The sequence below is a fragment of the Agrobacterium sp. B1(2019) genome (genome assembly GCF_008274755.1).
Taxonomy (GTDB): Bacteria; Pseudomonadota; Alphaproteobacteria; order Rhizobiales; family Rhizobiaceae; genus Agrobacterium; species Agrobacterium salinitolerans.
The window spans coordinates 1,674,495-1,687,827 of sequence record NZ_VTPB01000001.1; the positions used below are offsets into that span (position 1 = coordinate 1,674,495).

General features: G+C 59.8%; 15 protein-coding genes. 5 read left to right on the top strand and 10 right to left on the bottom strand.

Features of this window, described 5'->3' with window-relative positions; genetic code table 11:
* Nucleotides 1–61 precede the first annotated feature (61 nt).
* The 4 genes from AGR1_RS08325 (at nucleotide 62) to AGR1_RS08340 (ending at nucleotide 4,912) form a co-directional block, all read left to right on the top strand.
* On the top strand, nucleotides 62–2,833 hold the full coding sequence (locus tag AGR1_RS08325) for a DUF2339 domain-containing protein (RefSeq protein ID WP_187772085.1): 2,772 nt from the start codon (nucleotides 62–64) through the stop codon (nucleotides 2,831–2,833).
* On the top strand, nucleotides 2,830–3,474 hold the full coding sequence (locus AGR1_RS08330; protein ID WP_149146675.1) for an HD domain-containing protein: 645 nt from the start codon (nucleotides 2,830–2,832) through the stop codon (nucleotides 3,472–3,474). The genes AGR1_RS08325 and AGR1_RS08330 overlap by 4 nt, the downstream gene beginning before the upstream one ends.
* A gap of 12 nt (nucleotides 3,475–3,486) precedes the next feature.
* Nucleotides 3,487–4,332 carry an MOSC domain-containing protein gene (locus AGR1_RS08335; RefSeq protein WP_149146676.1) on the top strand — a complete coding sequence of 282 codons (846 nt, stop codon included), beginning with the start codon at nucleotides 3,487–3,489 and terminating at the stop codon, nucleotides 4,330–4,332.
* Nucleotides 4,333–4,405: 73 nt separating this feature from the next.
* Complete coding sequence (locus tag AGR1_RS08340; RefSeq protein ID WP_149146677.1) at nucleotides 4,406–4,912, top strand: hypothetical protein; 507 nt, start codon at nucleotides 4,406–4,408, stop codon at nucleotides 4,910–4,912.
* A gap of 119 nt (nucleotides 4,913–5,031) precedes the next feature.
* Here the strand turns inward: AGR1_RS08340 and AGR1_RS08345 are convergent, their stop codons facing one another.
* Nucleotides 5,032–5,487: a GNAT family N-acetyltransferase gene (locus tag AGR1_RS08345; RefSeq protein ID WP_149146678.1), complete on the bottom strand. Its 456-nt coding sequence runs from the start codon at nucleotides 5,485–5,487 to the stop codon at nucleotides 5,032–5,034.
* Between the two features lie 172 nt (nucleotides 5,488–5,659).
* Here AGR1_RS08345 and AGR1_RS08350 point away from each other — a divergent pair, with 172 nt between their 5' ends.
* Nucleotides 5,660–6,874, top strand: a complete 1,215-nt coding sequence (locus tag AGR1_RS08350; protein ID WP_149146679.1) for an MFS transporter — start codon at nucleotides 5,660–5,662, stop codon at nucleotides 6,872–6,874.
* Nucleotide 6,875: 1 nt separating this feature from the next.
* Here the strand turns inward: AGR1_RS08350 and recO are convergent, their stop codons facing one another.
* From recO to AGR1_RS08395, 9 genes are all read right to left on the bottom strand, one after another.
* Complete coding sequence (gene recO, locus AGR1_RS08355; protein WP_149146680.1) at nucleotides 6,876–7,646, bottom strand: DNA repair protein RecO; 771 nt, start codon at nucleotides 7,644–7,646, stop codon at nucleotides 6,876–6,878.
* 56 nt (nucleotides 7,647–7,702) lie between these two features.
* A complete protein-coding gene (locus AGR1_RS08360) occupies nucleotides 7,703–8,080 on the bottom strand; it encodes a response regulator (protein ID WP_149146681.1) in 378 nt (125 codons plus the stop codon).
* Nucleotides 8,081–8,216: 136 nt separating this feature from the next.
* Nucleotides 8,217–8,969 carry a Crp/Fnr family transcriptional regulator gene (locus AGR1_RS08365; RefSeq protein WP_080791040.1) on the bottom strand — a complete coding sequence of 251 codons (753 nt, stop codon included), beginning with the start codon at nucleotides 8,967–8,969 and terminating at the stop codon, nucleotides 8,217–8,219.
* A gap of 158 nt (nucleotides 8,970–9,127) precedes the next feature.
* A complete protein-coding gene (era, locus tag AGR1_RS08370; RefSeq protein WP_149146682.1) occupies nucleotides 9,128–10,069 on the bottom strand; it encodes a GTPase Era in 942 nt (313 codons plus the stop codon).
* 88 nt (nucleotides 10,070–10,157) lie between these two features.
* The gene (gene rnc, locus AGR1_RS08375) at nucleotides 10,158–10,871 is read right to left on the bottom strand and encodes a ribonuclease III (protein ID WP_080791041.1); all 714 of its coding nucleotides are present in this window, start codon (nucleotides 10,869–10,871) and stop codon (nucleotides 10,158–10,160) included.
* The gene (gene lepB, locus AGR1_RS08380; protein ID WP_080791042.1) at nucleotides 10,868–11,614 is read right to left on the bottom strand and encodes a signal peptidase I; all 747 of its coding nucleotides are present in this window, start codon (nucleotides 11,612–11,614) and stop codon (nucleotides 10,868–10,870) included. The genes rnc and lepB overlap by 4 nt, the downstream gene beginning before the upstream one ends.
* A 198-nt stretch (nucleotides 11,615–11,812) precedes the next feature.
* Nucleotides 11,813–12,217 (bottom strand): holo-ACP synthase, encoded by a 405-nt coding sequence (gene acpS, locus AGR1_RS08385; protein ID WP_080791043.1) that lies wholly within the window; start codon nucleotides 12,215–12,217, stop codon nucleotides 11,813–11,815.
* Nucleotides 12,214–12,792 carry a DUF2062 domain-containing protein gene (locus tag AGR1_RS08390; RefSeq protein ID WP_080791044.1) on the bottom strand — a complete coding sequence of 193 codons (579 nt, stop codon included), beginning with the start codon at nucleotides 12,790–12,792 and terminating at the stop codon, nucleotides 12,214–12,216. The genes acpS and AGR1_RS08390 overlap by 4 nt, the downstream gene beginning before the upstream one ends.
* A gap of 242 nt (nucleotides 12,793–13,034) precedes the next feature.
* On the bottom strand, nucleotides 13,035–13,181 hold the full coding sequence (locus AGR1_RS08395) for a hypothetical protein (RefSeq protein ID WP_003496944.1): 147 nt from the start codon (nucleotides 13,179–13,181) through the stop codon (nucleotides 13,035–13,037).
* Nucleotides 13,182–13,333 lie beyond the last annotated feature (152 nt).

A 13,333-nucleotide genomic window follows, 5' to 3' on the forward strand; every position in this document is an offset into this window, starting at 1 on the left:
CGGGCCTTGCATAAATTCACCAAAAGGGCTTTAAAAACAGCTTCATAATTGGAGAGTCCGTTTGGAAATCCCGCTGTTTATCCTCGCCCTCGTTGCGGCCTTCATCTACACGCTGGTCGCGAGCATCCGCAACTCAAGCCGGATCAAGTCGCTCGAACGGGAGGTTCACAGCCTCAAGCGGCTGATGGCTGCGGGCGTGACGTCGGCTGCGGCGGTGCAAACGGAGGGCGCGGAATCCACGGTAAAACCGGATTTCGAGGCGGAAGAGCCAAGCAAAACCCCTGCGGAAGACACAGCATTCCATGCTGACTATGCATCCGAGCCCCAGGAAGCCGCCGCCATGGCGCAAGCGGAAGACGTTGCCCGAGAGGAAGCACCTTCCGCTCCTGTCAGCGAGGCGGCATCCGCTCCGGCGACGAAGGAAAGCTTCGAAAGCCTGCTCGGCGCGCGCTGGGCGGTCTGGGCCGGCGGGCTGGCGCTGGCGCTTGGCGGTATTTTCCTCGTCAAATATTCGATCGAATCGGGGCTCTTGAGCCCGGCGGTCAGGCTGTCGCTCGCCGCCATTTTCGGCCTCGTTCTCGGCGTTGCCGGCGAAGCGATCCGCCGCAAGGCGGTGCCGGGCGTCGCCACCACCTATTCCAACGCCATGATACCGGGCGTGCTGACGGCAGCCGGCGCGTTGACGCTGTTCGGCGTGGTTTATGCGGCCTATGGCATTTACGTCTATATCGGCCCCGGCACGGCTTTTGGTCTGCTTGGCCTCGTCGCCTTCGCCACCATCGGACTGTCGCTGCTGCACGGGCAGGCGCTGGCCGGGCTCGGCCTGCTCGGTTCGATGCTGACGCCGGAACTGATTTCCACCGAGACGCCAAATATCTGGGCGCTTTTCGTGTTCCTGACCGTTGCCTGGCTGGCTACCGCCGCGGCAGCGCGCCGGCAGGGCTGGACGGTGGTACCGTCACTTGCCAATGCCGGCCTCGGCCTCTGGGCGCTCGGTTATATCGGTTTTTCCGATACGATCAGTGCCGAACCGCCGACGCTTGCCCTGCTCATCATGCTGGCTGGCACCATCTTCCTCTGGCCTGGAAAGCAGCTCGACATCCCGCCCGCAGAAGCGGCCGAAACCGCGGCTCCCGAACGGCGCGCGGTTCGCATCATGCGGCTTCTGCTGCGCCCGTCGCTCGCCATCAATCTCACGGTATCCATGGCGGTCATTCTGCCGGCCATCGGCTTCCTCTTTGCCGAGGGCAGCATCGACACCCATCCGGCACTGGTCGTTTCGGCACTCATCGCTGCACTCGCAGCCCTTGGCGCTGCCCGCCACTATGCGGTCTGGCCCGCCATCATTGCCGCGCTTGGTGCGCAGACTGCGGTATCGCTCATGTCGCGGCAGGGTATCGACTTCATCGGGCTCATCAATGATACCGGCGTAACGCTTCCGCCTGTCGGAACTGGCTACACCGCGGAAATCGCCATGGCGCTCGGCCTCGGAGCAATCCTTGTGCTGTGCGCCTTCTCCTTCCTGAAACGCAAGGGCGCAGCAGATACGAATTTTGCGCAGCTCTGGGCGGGGATCGCAGCACTTTTCCCGGTCTGGCTCGCCACCGTAAGCTTCGTCGAATACGGCAATCTCGGTCGTGACTGGCTGCACGCCGCCTATGGCCTCGGCCTCGGCTTCGTGCTGATTGCAGGTGCCGAATGGCTGCACCGGCAGAACAACGAAGCCTATCGCAAGCCGCTCAACATTCTCGTGCTCGGCTCCTTCGCCGCTTTCGCGCTCTGCCTGCACACGCTGACGCAGGGGCTTGCGACGACCGTGCTGCTCTCCGTCATCGGTTTTGTCTATGTGCTGGCGACACGTCAACGCAACTGGGAGGTTCTGCCTTGGGTGATGGCCGTGGCGAGCGTTGCCGTTCTCGGCCGCATCGCCTGGGAACCCACCATCGTCGGGCCGCAGAACCTCGGCACCACGCCGGTCTTCAATGCACTTCTTCCGGGTTACGGCATTCCCGCACTGCTGGCCGTCGCCTCGGCCTGGCTGCTGCGCGACTGGCCGGGTGTCCGGGCGAAGAACTTCCTGCAGGCGATTGCCAGTGTCATGGGGCTTCTCGCCGTCGCCATCCTCATCCGCCATGCGATGAATGGGGGCACGCTTGACAACAGCGTACCGACGCTCGGCGAACAGTCGATATACACGCTGCTGACCATTGGCTTCTCGGGCGTGTTGATGACGCTCGATCTGAAGAGTCCCAGCCCGGTCTTCCGTTACGGCTCGATGATTGCCGGCGTGATTGCGGTCATCAACGTGCTGACGATGCACTTCTTCACGCTCAACCCCTATTTTACCGGCGAGAATACCGGCCGCATCCCGGTCCTCAACCTGCTGCTGATCGGTTACCTGCTGCCCGCACTCGCTTATGGCGGCCTTGCCTATTATGCGCGGGGAAAACGTCCGCCGCCCTATGTCAGCATGCTGGCCGTGGCCGGTGCCGCACTCGGCTTTGCCTGGGCCACGCTTTCGGTGCGCCGTTTCTGGCAGGGAGAAAATATCGCCGACTGGAAGGGTTTCATGCAGGGTGAGACCTACAGCTATTCGGTTGTCTGGCTGCTGATCGGCGTGTTGCTGCTCGTGCTCGGCTCGCGCTTCAACGCCCGCAGCCTGCGTCTGGCATCGGCCGCTTTCGTGCTGATCTCGGTTGCCAAGGCCTTCCTGATCGACATGAGCAACCTCGAAGGCGTGCTGAGAGCGCTGTCCTTCATCGGTCTCGGCGCAGTGCTGATCGGCATCGGCCTGTTCTACCAGAAAATCCTCACCCGGAAACCGCAGGCATGATCGCGGCCGAGGCTTTCGCGCCCTATGCGGCGCTTGCGCAGGAGCTGATACCGCACGCCGCCGATGCGGGTGACGGCTCGCACGACCTTGCCCATATTCACCGCGTCTTCCGCAACGCCATGCGTATCCATGCGGGTGAAGGCGGGGATGGTACCGTGCTGGCGGCAAGCGTGCTACTGCATGATTGCGTGGCGGTGGAGAAGAACTCGCCGTTGCGGGCGCAGGCCTCACGGCTGGCGGCGGAAAAGGCGGCGAGCATTTTGATGGGGCTTGGCTGGAAACAGGCGGATATCGACGCCGCCGCCCACGCCATCACCACCCACAGCTTTTCCGCCAATATCGAGCCGCAGACACTGGAGGCGAAAATCCTTCAGGATGCCGACCGGCTGGATGCCATCGGCATGGTGGGCGCGGCGCGCTGCTTTTACATTGCCGGGCGGATGGGCTCGGCGCTCTACGATCCGGTTGACCCGCTGGCGAAAGAACGGCCGCTTGACGACCGCGCCTTTGCCATCGACCATTTCGAAACCAAGCTGTTCAAGCTGGCCGACGGTTTTCGCACCGAAACAGGCCGGCAGATGGCCAAGGCCCGCCATGAGCGGCTGAAACAGGTGCTGGACCTGTTTCTCGACGAAATCTGAGGAGACCCCAAGATGCGTGTGACCGAACTCAACATCTATCCGCTGAAAAGCGGGCGCGGCATTCCCCTCTCGGAAAGCGCGGTTTCGGCCGAAGGGCTGCCGGGTGACCGCCGCGCCATGCTTGTCGATCCCAACGGTCATTTCATCACCCAGCGCGAATTGCCTGCTATTGCAACGGTTCTGGCTCGCCATGAGGACGAGGGCATGCTGCTTTCAAGGGGCGAAGACGGCGAGATCTTCGCAAGTCCATCAGGCCAGCGCATGGATGTGGCAGTGTGGAAATCGATCGTCAGCGCCAATATCGCCGATGACGAGACCAACGATGGGCTTTCGGCCTGGCTCGGGCGCGAGGTGAAGCTGGTGTTCTTCGACGACACTTCGAAACGCATTGCAAACCTTGAATGGACCGGCAATGAAACCCCCGTCACCTTTGCCGACGGCTACCAGATTCTCGTCACCACCACCGCCTCGCTTGCCGCGCTGAACGACAATATGCGCGCCAATGGTGAGGACGCGGTCGGCATGGAACGCTTCCGGCCCAATATCGTGCTTGATACGGACGAGCCATGGGCCGAGGACCGCTGGGCGGCCATCGAGATCGGCGGCATTCGCTTCGACCTCGTCAAGCCCTGCGCCCGCTGCATCATAACCACGCAGGACCAGACGACCGGCTCGCGCGATGTGCCCTCCCCCATGAAGGCGATGGGCCGCATCCGCATGTCCAGCGACCGGCGGGTGCCCGGCCCGCTCTTCGGCTGGAACGTGACGCCGCGTGGTGAAGGCAGGCTGTCCGTCGGTGATGCGGCAAGGGTGGTTGAGGAGAGGCCGGAAGGTTGGGCGATTAAATATCGGGGCTGATCGGCACCCTAATTACAGGTTGATTTTTCGACCCAAAAAATCAATCATCGGTTATATTCTGCGAGGATATTCCATGGCCGATTTCTTCAATATCATTTCGAACAATCATATATCCGTCGTCGCCGCGATAGGGATACTAATGTGTTCGGCGGGATTGCTTTTGTGCTTTTTTGCCTCCGGCAAAACGCACGGATTGGTGCTTGCGTTGGTCGGAGCGGTTTTCACGGCCTTGCCTTTCATAGAAAAAATGACGCTCAACAAGGATGGGTGGGAAATCATTACCAACGGCCAGAAAGCAAATGCCGCATTGGCGACCACTGTGGCCCAACAGACAAAAGCCATTGAGGAACTGAAACTCGGCCTTGCGGCGCTTGATACCGTGGTGAAAACCTTTGCCGTTACACCGAGCCTCGGCTCCGACAATCCGGTGATACCCAAGGTCAACTGGCTGCAGATTCAGAAAAACCTAAGCACCTCGATCGACAATTCCGGCTCGCTTCTCGGCGATATTCAGCAACGGCAGAAAGCCGTTGAAAGTCTTCTCAACCTAAACGAGGCCTTGATAGATCGGCGATCCTAGAGCGTTTCCAGTAAAAGCGGAAACGCTTTTACGTCCGGAAAACTCTTAAAATCAAATAGATAGATCGGTTTAGCGATTCGAAGAAAAGCCAAAACGATCTAAGCAAGGTCAGAAAGCCGTCAGGTCTTCGATGAGCGTGCGGTCTTTTCATAACGCATTTCGCCCTTCGCGGTGAGAGCGACGGGCTGCCACCCTGCTTTGCGGTAGAACCCGTTGGCACGAACAGTCTCCTCCGCATCGGTTTCGAGCCAGATGGTTTCATGCGAGCGGAATAACGCCTGCTCCGCCTCCCGCAATAATAATCCACCAAGCCCTCGGCCTTCGAACGCCGGCCTGACGAACAGTGCGAAAACGGATCCCGTTTCGCTATCAATCATGGAGAATGCGACGGCCGCACCGTCACATTCCGCCACCCAGCCGCAGACTTCAAGTTCAAGGGCTTCACCTACGCTTTGTTCGGTGATTCCCAGTTCTTTCAACCGCTCTCTGGATATGTGATTTTGTCGGACGCTGGTTCGGATGTCGAAAATAATGTCGACATCCCCTGCACGGGCGCGGCGTACGATCATGGTCATTTCGGAAATCCTTCTGCGATGGACATGCATCAGCCACAAGAATAACTAGCGTCAAGAAAAGTCGCTAGTGAGGCCGGCTGACACAAGATAATATTCATCCCATCAAAGCGGAATCCGCAGCAGGCCATGCGCCCTTTTCCTTGAGGTCCGCGCTGCGATTGGGGAGTTTTTCATGTCGCAAGCCACACGCCAGACCATGCCCTGGGTGATTATCGCCGCCGGGTCGCTGATTGCGGTCATGACCTTCGGTCCCCGCTCGGCAATGGGTTTCTTCCAGCTGCCGATGCTTGCCGATACTGGCTGGGATCGCTCTACCTTCGGTCTTGCCATGGCTTTGCAGAACCTCTTCTGGGGGCTTGGCCAGCCCTTCTTCGGCGCTATCGCCGATAAATTCGGCACGGGCCGCGTGCTTGTGCTCTCCGGCGTGCTTTATGCTGCCGGCCTCATCTGCATGTCCTTCGGCACCTCGCCCTTCTGGCTGCATTTCGGCGGCGGCGTTCTCGTCGGGCTTGGCATTGCCGCCGGCTCCTTCAGCGTCATCCTTTCGGCCTTTGCGCGCCATGTCACGCCGCAGCAACGTTCGCTCGCCTTCGGCATCGGCACGGCGGCGGGTTCGGCCGGCATGTTCCTGTTTGCGCCGATCAGCCAGGGGCTGATTTCAACCTATGGCTGGTCGGACAGCCTCGTCTGGCTCGCCGCGATGATGATGCTCGTGCCGTTGCTCGCCTTGTTCATGCGCGGCAATTCCTCCTCCGGCAGCCAGTCGCAGGCGCAGTTCCAGCAGACGGCGGGCGAAGCGCTGAAGGAGGCGCTCGGCCATAAAAGCTACCTGCTTTTGACCACCGGTTTCTTCGTCTGCGGTTTTCAGGTGGCCTTTATCACCGCGCATTTTCCGGCCTATCTCGGCGATATCGGCATTGAACCACGTTACGCCGTCATCGCCATGGCGCTGATCGGCTTCTTCAACATCATCGGCTCGCTTGCCGCCGGCGTCATCGCCCAGCGTTATTCGAAACCCTATCTGCTGGCCTATATCTATATTGCCCGCTCGGTCGTGGTCACGGCCTTCCTGCTGCTGCCGCAATCGCCGCTTTCGGTCATCCTCTTCGCCTCGGTCATGGGCATTCTGTGGCTTTCCACCGTACCGCCCACCAATGCGCTGGTGGCGATCATGTTCGGCACACGTCATCTCGGCATGCTGGGCGGTGTGGTTTTTCTTACCCACCAGATCGGCTCGTTCCTCGGCGTCTGGCTGGGCGGCTTCCTCTATGACAGGTTCGGTTCCTATGATCTCGTCTGGTGGCTGGGCGTCGGCATGGGGATTTTTGCGGCCATCGTGCATTGGCCCATTCAGGAGCGGCCGGCTCCGCGGCCTGCAATGGCCTGATCTAAGCCTGTACGGCCCTGTTGGGCGCAGGCGCCGCCACCCGGCCTTCCAGCGCCTTCAGCGCCGCCTGCACGAAACCGTCGCGGGCGGCGTTCTCGTTGAGGCCACGCGGATCGTAGACATGCCGGTTGAGGAAGTGAGCGGTGAGGCGGAAAGCCGCCGCAAGGCTGTCAGGATCGGCGGCCTTCGACTGGCCTTCGCTCAAGAAAGCCGGAAGCGACAGCATCCGCTCCGCATAGGGCGCGCCTGCCGTGCGGCAAACCGCCCTGCCCGTTTTCGGCGATACATAGATGAGGTCGGTGCGCAGCCCCGTCGCCGCACATTCGGTAAGGTCCAGCCCGAAACCGAGCTCGTTCAGCACCGCCAGTTCGAAGCGCACGAACAATTCCCCGGCATCGACAGGGTCATGCAGATTATCGAGAATGATATCCAGCGCCTGATAGAGATGCGGGTGCGGATCGCGCTCCGGCAGAAGCCTGAGCAACGCGCCCATGGCCTGCACGCCATAAACGGCGGTCGCCGTTTCCATCAGCTGTGCTGCGCGCAATTGCAGCGGCTCGATGCGGAACTCGCCCAGATGATCGTGAAGGCGCGCCCGCCAGATGACATCCACCCGGTTTCCGGCCTGCAACACCGGCTGCATACTACGGGAACGGCCGGAACGCACCAGCCCCAGATGGCGGCCACGCGAAGGGGTCATCACCTCGGCGATGACACTCGTCTCGCCATGGCGTTTGACGCCGAGAATGATTGCTTCTTCCTGCCACTGCATGAAACGTGTCCGGATTTCGATTCAGGTCCGAGCATACCCGATCTGGCGGCAAAACGTTATTCTTTTACGGCGTCGCCGACCGCGCCGACGAGATTGAGAACGAAATCGACAATTTCGTTTTCCCCGAAAGGCTTGCCGAGCAACGGCGCGTGCATGAGATCTTCCGGAAAACCCGTCGTGTCGCCATAACCGCTGACGAAACCGAAGGGAATACCGGCAGCGCGCAGCCCGCGCGCGAAATCGTAGCTCTTGCCATCGGTGAGGCTGACATCCAGAAGAACGCAATCGGCGCCGCCTTCTTCAACGGCCTGCCTCGCCTGCGCAAGCGTGGTGGCGATGACGACGGATTCCACCTCCATGGACTGGAGAACCGCTTCGACATCAAGCGCCACCAGATATTCATCCTCAACGACGATAACCCGTTGCGGCACCATATGTTTTCTTCTTCCTAAAAAGAGGACCGCAAGGCTCGAAACCGCAGTCTCCGACATGATCTTCCCGTGAGATATCACGACAGGAGTCGCAAATTACGGCTCCACCGTCATTTAAAAAAGACATGTCAAAGGAAGATCAGATAAAGGGTCTTTGCCGCTTTTCATCGCTTTCCCAACCTGCCACGTTGGTCAAGCCGGCATCGTCCAGCACCAGACAGCCCTTGTCCGTCCAGCGGATGAGGCCGCGATCGACGAGCTTTCTCAAGGTCTTGTTGGTGTGAACGATGGACAGGCCGAGCGTATCGGCAACATGCTGCTGGGTGACCGGGATGGGTGTTTCGCCGGGGATGAGATTAACCGCCTTCGCCTTGCGATAAAGAAACGCGATGAGATAAGCGGCGCGTTCCAACGCGGTGCGGCGGCCGATGCTGAGGAGGTGGTTGTCAAGCATGCGTTCCTCGCTCGCCGCGATCCAGGTGAGGTCATAGGCGAGCGTCGGGTGATCGGTGAAAAGGTTGTTGAGGCGGGACCGCTCGAAGACGCAGAGCGTCACCGGCGAGAGCGCCTCCACCGAATGCTGCATTTCCCCCATCACCGTGCCCTGAAGACCGACGAGATCGCCGGGCATGACATAGTTGAGGATTTGCCGCCTGCCGTCTTCCAGTGTCTTGTAACGGAACGCCCACCCCTGCAAAACGGTATAAAGATGAGCGCTGTGCGAGCCTTCCATCAGGATCAGGGAGCCGCTTTCCACCGCCAGTTCCCCCGTTTTGAAACGCGATACGAAATCCAGTTCGGAAGAGGAGAAATCCCGGAAATGCGGTAGGTCGCGCAGAGGACATTGCTGGCACGGGGTGGTGGAAATCCCGTTCGGTTTTTTTGGCGACATGAATATCCGTCATCGAGAAAGGTTGCGCCCAATTGTTTTGGAACAACCCGCCCGAACGTATTCGGTTCCCGATGGTGGGTGAAGATTTTGTGAAGCTTACCTTGCACTCCTCCCTTATTCCTGTGCCTGTCACAGGAATGAAGGAGGATGCCTGGCAACTAGCCTCGCGGGAACTCCAGACCCATTTCACGGAAGCGCTCGGGGTCATCGCCCCAGTTCTCGCGCACCTTCACGAACAGGAAGAGATGCACCGGCTGTTCGAGGATCTCTGACAATTCCTTGCGTGATGCGGTGGAGATGGCCTTGATCGCATCACCGTTCTTGCCGAGCGCGATCTTCTTCTGGCTGTCGCGTTCGACATAGATCACCTGCTCGATGCGCACGGAGCCGTCCTTGCGCTCCTCCCACTTTTCCGTCTCGACATGCGAGGCGTAGGGCAGTTCCTGATGCAGGCGCAGGAACAGTTTTTCGCGGGTAATTTCGGCGGCGAGCTGGCGCATCGGCAGATCGGAAATCTGGTCTTCCGGATAATACCACGGACCTTCCGGCAGTGCCTCCACCAGATAATCCATCAGGTCTTCGCAGCCCGAACCATTGGTGGCGGAAATCATGAAGGTACGGTCAAACGCAACTGTTTCATTGGCGGCGGCAGCGAGCTTCAGGAGGTCCTCCCGCTTCACCTGATCGATCTTGTTGAGGCACAGGATCTTCTTCTGAGGAACATCCTTCAGTCCTTCGAGGATAGCTTCGGCATCGCCCTTCAGACCGCGTTCGCTGTCGATCAGCAGCAGGATAAGATCGGCATCCTTGGCTCCGCCCCAGGCAGAGGTGACCATGGCGCGATCAAGCCGGCGGCGCGGCTTGAAGATGCCAGGTGTGTCCATGAAAACGATCTGCGCATTCTTGTGAATGGCGATGCCGCGCATCACGGCGCGCGTCGTCTGCACCTTGTGGCTGACGATCGAAACCTTGGCGCCCACCAGCCGGTTCACCAGCGTCGACTTGCCGGCGTTTGTGGGGCCTATGAGGGCCACAAAGCCGGAACGGGTCGGAAGGGCATTGTCGTCGCCTTCAACGGCGGGGTTTTCGTGGTCGGTCATGATATCCATTCAAGGTCAGAGGTATTCAACATGCGGCCAAGGGGGCCGCCATGCGCTCGATTGCAGCGCCCGTTCAAGGCACTCAGTCTCAGGTGGAGGATTTCTGCCAGACGCCTTCGCGTTCCAGCAGTCTCGTTGCCGCCACCTGCTCGGCCGCGCGCTTGGAGCGCTCGACACCGGTTTCCGGCTTCACGCCGGGAATCTCCACCGTCACCGTAAAGCGTGGATCGTGATCCGGTCCGGAGCGATCGTCAATACGGTAGGAGGGCGTGGTCGCAAATCTGGCATGCGCCCATTCCTGCAACTCGGTCTTGGCGTCGCGCCGCCCGGCATCCACGCTTGTCGCGCGGCCCTGCCAGTATTTCAGAATGAATTTGCGCGACGCTTCCAGCCCGCCATCCAGATAGATGGTGGCGATCAGGCTTTCGACGACATCGGCGCGCACGTTGAGCATCGCCTTGCCAGTCAGCTTCTTCACATCCGATCCGGTGCGGATGAAATTATGCAGGCCCATCTCGTCACCGATCGCGGCGCAGGATTCGGCGCTGACGAGCTGGTTCAGACGAACCGAAAGCTCGCCTTCTGTAGCGTTGCGGAAGGTGGAGAACAGCAGTTCGGCGACGCAGAGACCGAGGACGCGGTCGCCTAGAAATTCCAGCCGCTCGTAATTGCCGGCCGCAGCTGAGCGGGCGCTGGCATGGGTCAAGGCCCGGTCGAGCCGGGCCTTTTCCTTGAACTCATATCCGATCAACGCTTCCAGACGGGAAATCTCGTCCGCCGAAAGCGGCTTGGTCTTGCTCATTCCACAACCTTGAAGAGGCGGTCCCAACGCATGTTGGCGGGCCAATCCCAAATGCGGCTGAACGGCGTGTCATTGCCCAGCGAGAAGAAGATGACGCTGGCCCGGCCGATCAGGTTTTCTTCCGGTACGAAACCGACGTCGAAACGGCTGTCGAGCGAATTGTCGCGATTGTCGCCCATCATGAAATAATGGCCTTCCGGCACCACGAATTCGCGGGTGTTGTCGCCGCGCGAGTCGGGTGACTGGTCGAGCGTGTCGTAGGTAACGCCATTATCGAGCGTTTCGCGGAAGACAGGCACATTGGCGCCCGGATCGGCGCGGTAATCGGAGGTGAAGGTGCCATCGGGCTGCTTCGGAACCGGCTGGCCGTTGATGAATAGCACGCCGTTCGTCACCTGGATGCGATCACCGGGTAAGCCGACGAGGCGCTTGATGTAATCGACTTCAGGATTGGGCGGCAGGCGGAAGACCACGACGTCGCCGCGCTTCGGCTTGCTGAATTCGAGAATGCGGCCGGAAAAGAGGTTCGGAGAAAAGGGCAGCGAATATTTCGAATAGCCGTAGGAGAACTTGTTGACGAACAGATAGTCGCCCACCAGGAGCGTCGGCATCATCGAGCCGGACGGGATCGTGAAGGGCTGAAACAGCACGGTGCGGATGACCATGGCCAGCAGCAGCGCCTGTATGATGACCTTGACGTTCTCCCAGAGGGCGTTCTGCTTCTTTTCAGCTTTTTCCGACACTTAAAGACCTGCCTGATTGTTTCCCGGCTTCACAAAGGCTTCCGGGCCGTTGTTTGTCGCGCGTGCCGCGGTGAAACGGGTTCACACAGCCGGCAATGCTTTCATATTTCTGCGACTTCTCTAGAACCTTTCCAGTCCGAAGGGAAGCGCTTCTGTGACACGTCCGCAAATAGGACGCCAATGCGGCTTCACCGGGTCTTAGCCGTTCACGGGGAGCGCCTCGATAATCACAAATGCCTGAGCATAAGGAAAATCGTCCGTGATCGTCAGGTGAATATTGGCGCGGTGGCCGGCGGGCAGCAGCGCCGCCAGCCGTTCCCCTGCCCCATTGGTCAACAGCATGGTCGGCTTGCCGCCCGGCAGGTTGACGACGCCCATATCCTTCCAGAAAACGCCGTTCGCAAGGCCGGTCCCCAGCGCCTTGGAACAGGCCTCCTTGGCAGCGAAACGCTTGGCATAGGAAGCGGCGCGGTTCTTGCGGCCATCGGATTTGGCGCGCTCGATATCGGTGAAACAGCGATGGGTGAAGCGCTCGCCGAAACGTTCGATCGATTTTTCAACGCGGCGGATATCGATCAGGTCGCTACCCAATCCAATGATCATTTCAACATCTCCAGAGAAGCATTCTTGTTGGCGGCGCGATGCGCGAGATTTTCCATCCTGCGGCGCTGGAAACCGCTGATGAGACCATAAACGGCGATATAGGCGACGACCGCGCTGACAAGGGCGGGGAAAAACGCGCCTATTGTCATGGGTTCCAGCACCGGCGTCCATATCTGACGGAATTCGAGATGGCTGAACAGCGCCACGAAATCCACATCCGCTGCGCTTTCGATCTTTTGACGACCGAGGATGAAGTGCCCCAGTTCCCAGGTGGATGCCCAGATGAACGGAAATGTCAGTGGATTGGCAAAGGTGGTGCCGAGCGCGGCAGCGACGAGATTGACACGCATCAGAAAACCGAGCGCCATGGCAATGATGATATGGACACCGAGAAAGGGTGTCCAGGCCACGGCCACACCGATGGCGACACCGGCGGCGACGGAATGCGGAGACGCCGAAAGCCGCAGCAGACGCAGCTTCATATAGCGCAGCGAACGGGAAAAACCCGTGCGCGGCCAGAAGAGGTCGCGAATCTTTTCTGAAAAACCAACGGGTTCACGGCGGCGAAACGGCATGGGGTGCAGTTTATTTCATCGCCCGGGCCGAGCCAAGAGGGACAAGACCATATTCAGAAGCGCGCCACAAGCGGCAGGGGCATGCGGCGCCGACTGTCCATGCGGGAATGGCCACACAGCCCGGGATGCCCGCGCTTCTCGCGCGCACCTTCTTGTTTCTAAAGGTCAGCCTTTATGTCAACCAATATGGCTGCCCGCGCTGATCCAAACGCATGGCGAAGGGCTGCCATGCGCTGAGCGCATTACCGGCGGAACAGGCCGCGGTCGATTTCGCGCTGGCGGAATTCGAGGTCGACATTCGATACCGAACCGCTGAGATATTCGAATTCGCGTTCCTGGGTGGTCTTGCCACGAACGGCGCGGGCGATCTTGCGAAGCGGAGTAAACATGATTTTCGGTCCTTTCGGTTTGGAACTGGCGTTTCTCATCGGTGTTCATCCACCGGCACGCCGCATTTCCTTCTCTTCAATTTCTGAGATGAAAATAGTCGCAAACCGCCTCCGCCACCAGAGACAGGAAAAGGCCGCTGCCATGCGCTCAA

What these genes read in the sequence shown, in the direction of transcription:
- AGR1_RS08330 (WP_149146675.1), top strand. Translation starts at nt 2,830, where the DNA reads ATGATCGCGGCCGAGGCTTTCGCGCCCTATGCGGCGCTTGCGCAGGAG.
- AGR1_RS08335 (WP_149146676.1), top strand. Translation starts at nt 3,487, where the DNA reads ATGCGTGTGACCGAACTCAACATCTATCCGCTGAAAAGCGGGCGCGGC.
- AGR1_RS08340 (WP_149146677.1), top strand. Translation starts at nt 4,406, where the DNA reads ATGGCCGATTTCTTCAATATCATTTCGAACAATCATATATCCGTCGTC.
- AGR1_RS08345 (WP_149146678.1), bottom strand. Translation starts at nt 5,487, where the DNA reads ATGACCATGATCGTACGCCGCGCCCGTGCAGGGGATGTCGACATTATT.
- AGR1_RS08350 (WP_149146679.1), top strand. Translation starts at nt 5,660, where the DNA reads ATGTCGCAAGCCACACGCCAGACCATGCCCTGGGTGATTATCGCCGCC.
- recO (WP_149146680.1), bottom strand. Translation starts at nt 7,646, where the DNA reads ATGCAGTGGCAGGAAGAAGCAATCATTCTCGGCGTCAAACGCCATGGC.
- AGR1_RS08360 (WP_149146681.1), bottom strand. Translation starts at nt 8,080, where the DNA reads ATGGTGCCGCAACGGGTTATCGTCGTTGAGGATGAATATCTGGTGGCG.
- AGR1_RS08365 (WP_080791040.1), bottom strand. Translation starts at nt 8,969, where the DNA reads ATGTCGCCAAAAAAACCGAACGGGATTTCCACCACCCCGTGCCAGCAA.
- era (WP_149146682.1), bottom strand. Translation starts at nt 10,069, where the DNA reads ATGACCGACCACGAAAACCCCGCCGTTGAAGGCGACGACAATGCCCTT.
- rnc (WP_080791041.1), bottom strand. Translation starts at nt 10,871, where the DNA reads ATGAGCAAGACCAAGCCGCTTTCGGCGGACGAGATTTCCCGTCTGGAA.
- acpS (WP_080791043.1), bottom strand. Translation starts at nt 12,217, where the DNA reads ATGATCATTGGATTGGGTAGCGACCTGATCGATATCCGCCGCGTTGAA.
- AGR1_RS08390 (WP_080791044.1), bottom strand. Translation starts at nt 12,792, where the DNA reads ATGCCGTTTCGCCGCCGTGAACCCGTTGGTTTTTCAGAAAAGATTCGC.
- AGR1_RS08395 (WP_003496944.1), bottom strand. Translation starts at nt 13,181, where the DNA reads ATGTTTACTCCGCTTCGCAAGATCGCCCGCGCCGTTCGTGGCAAGACC.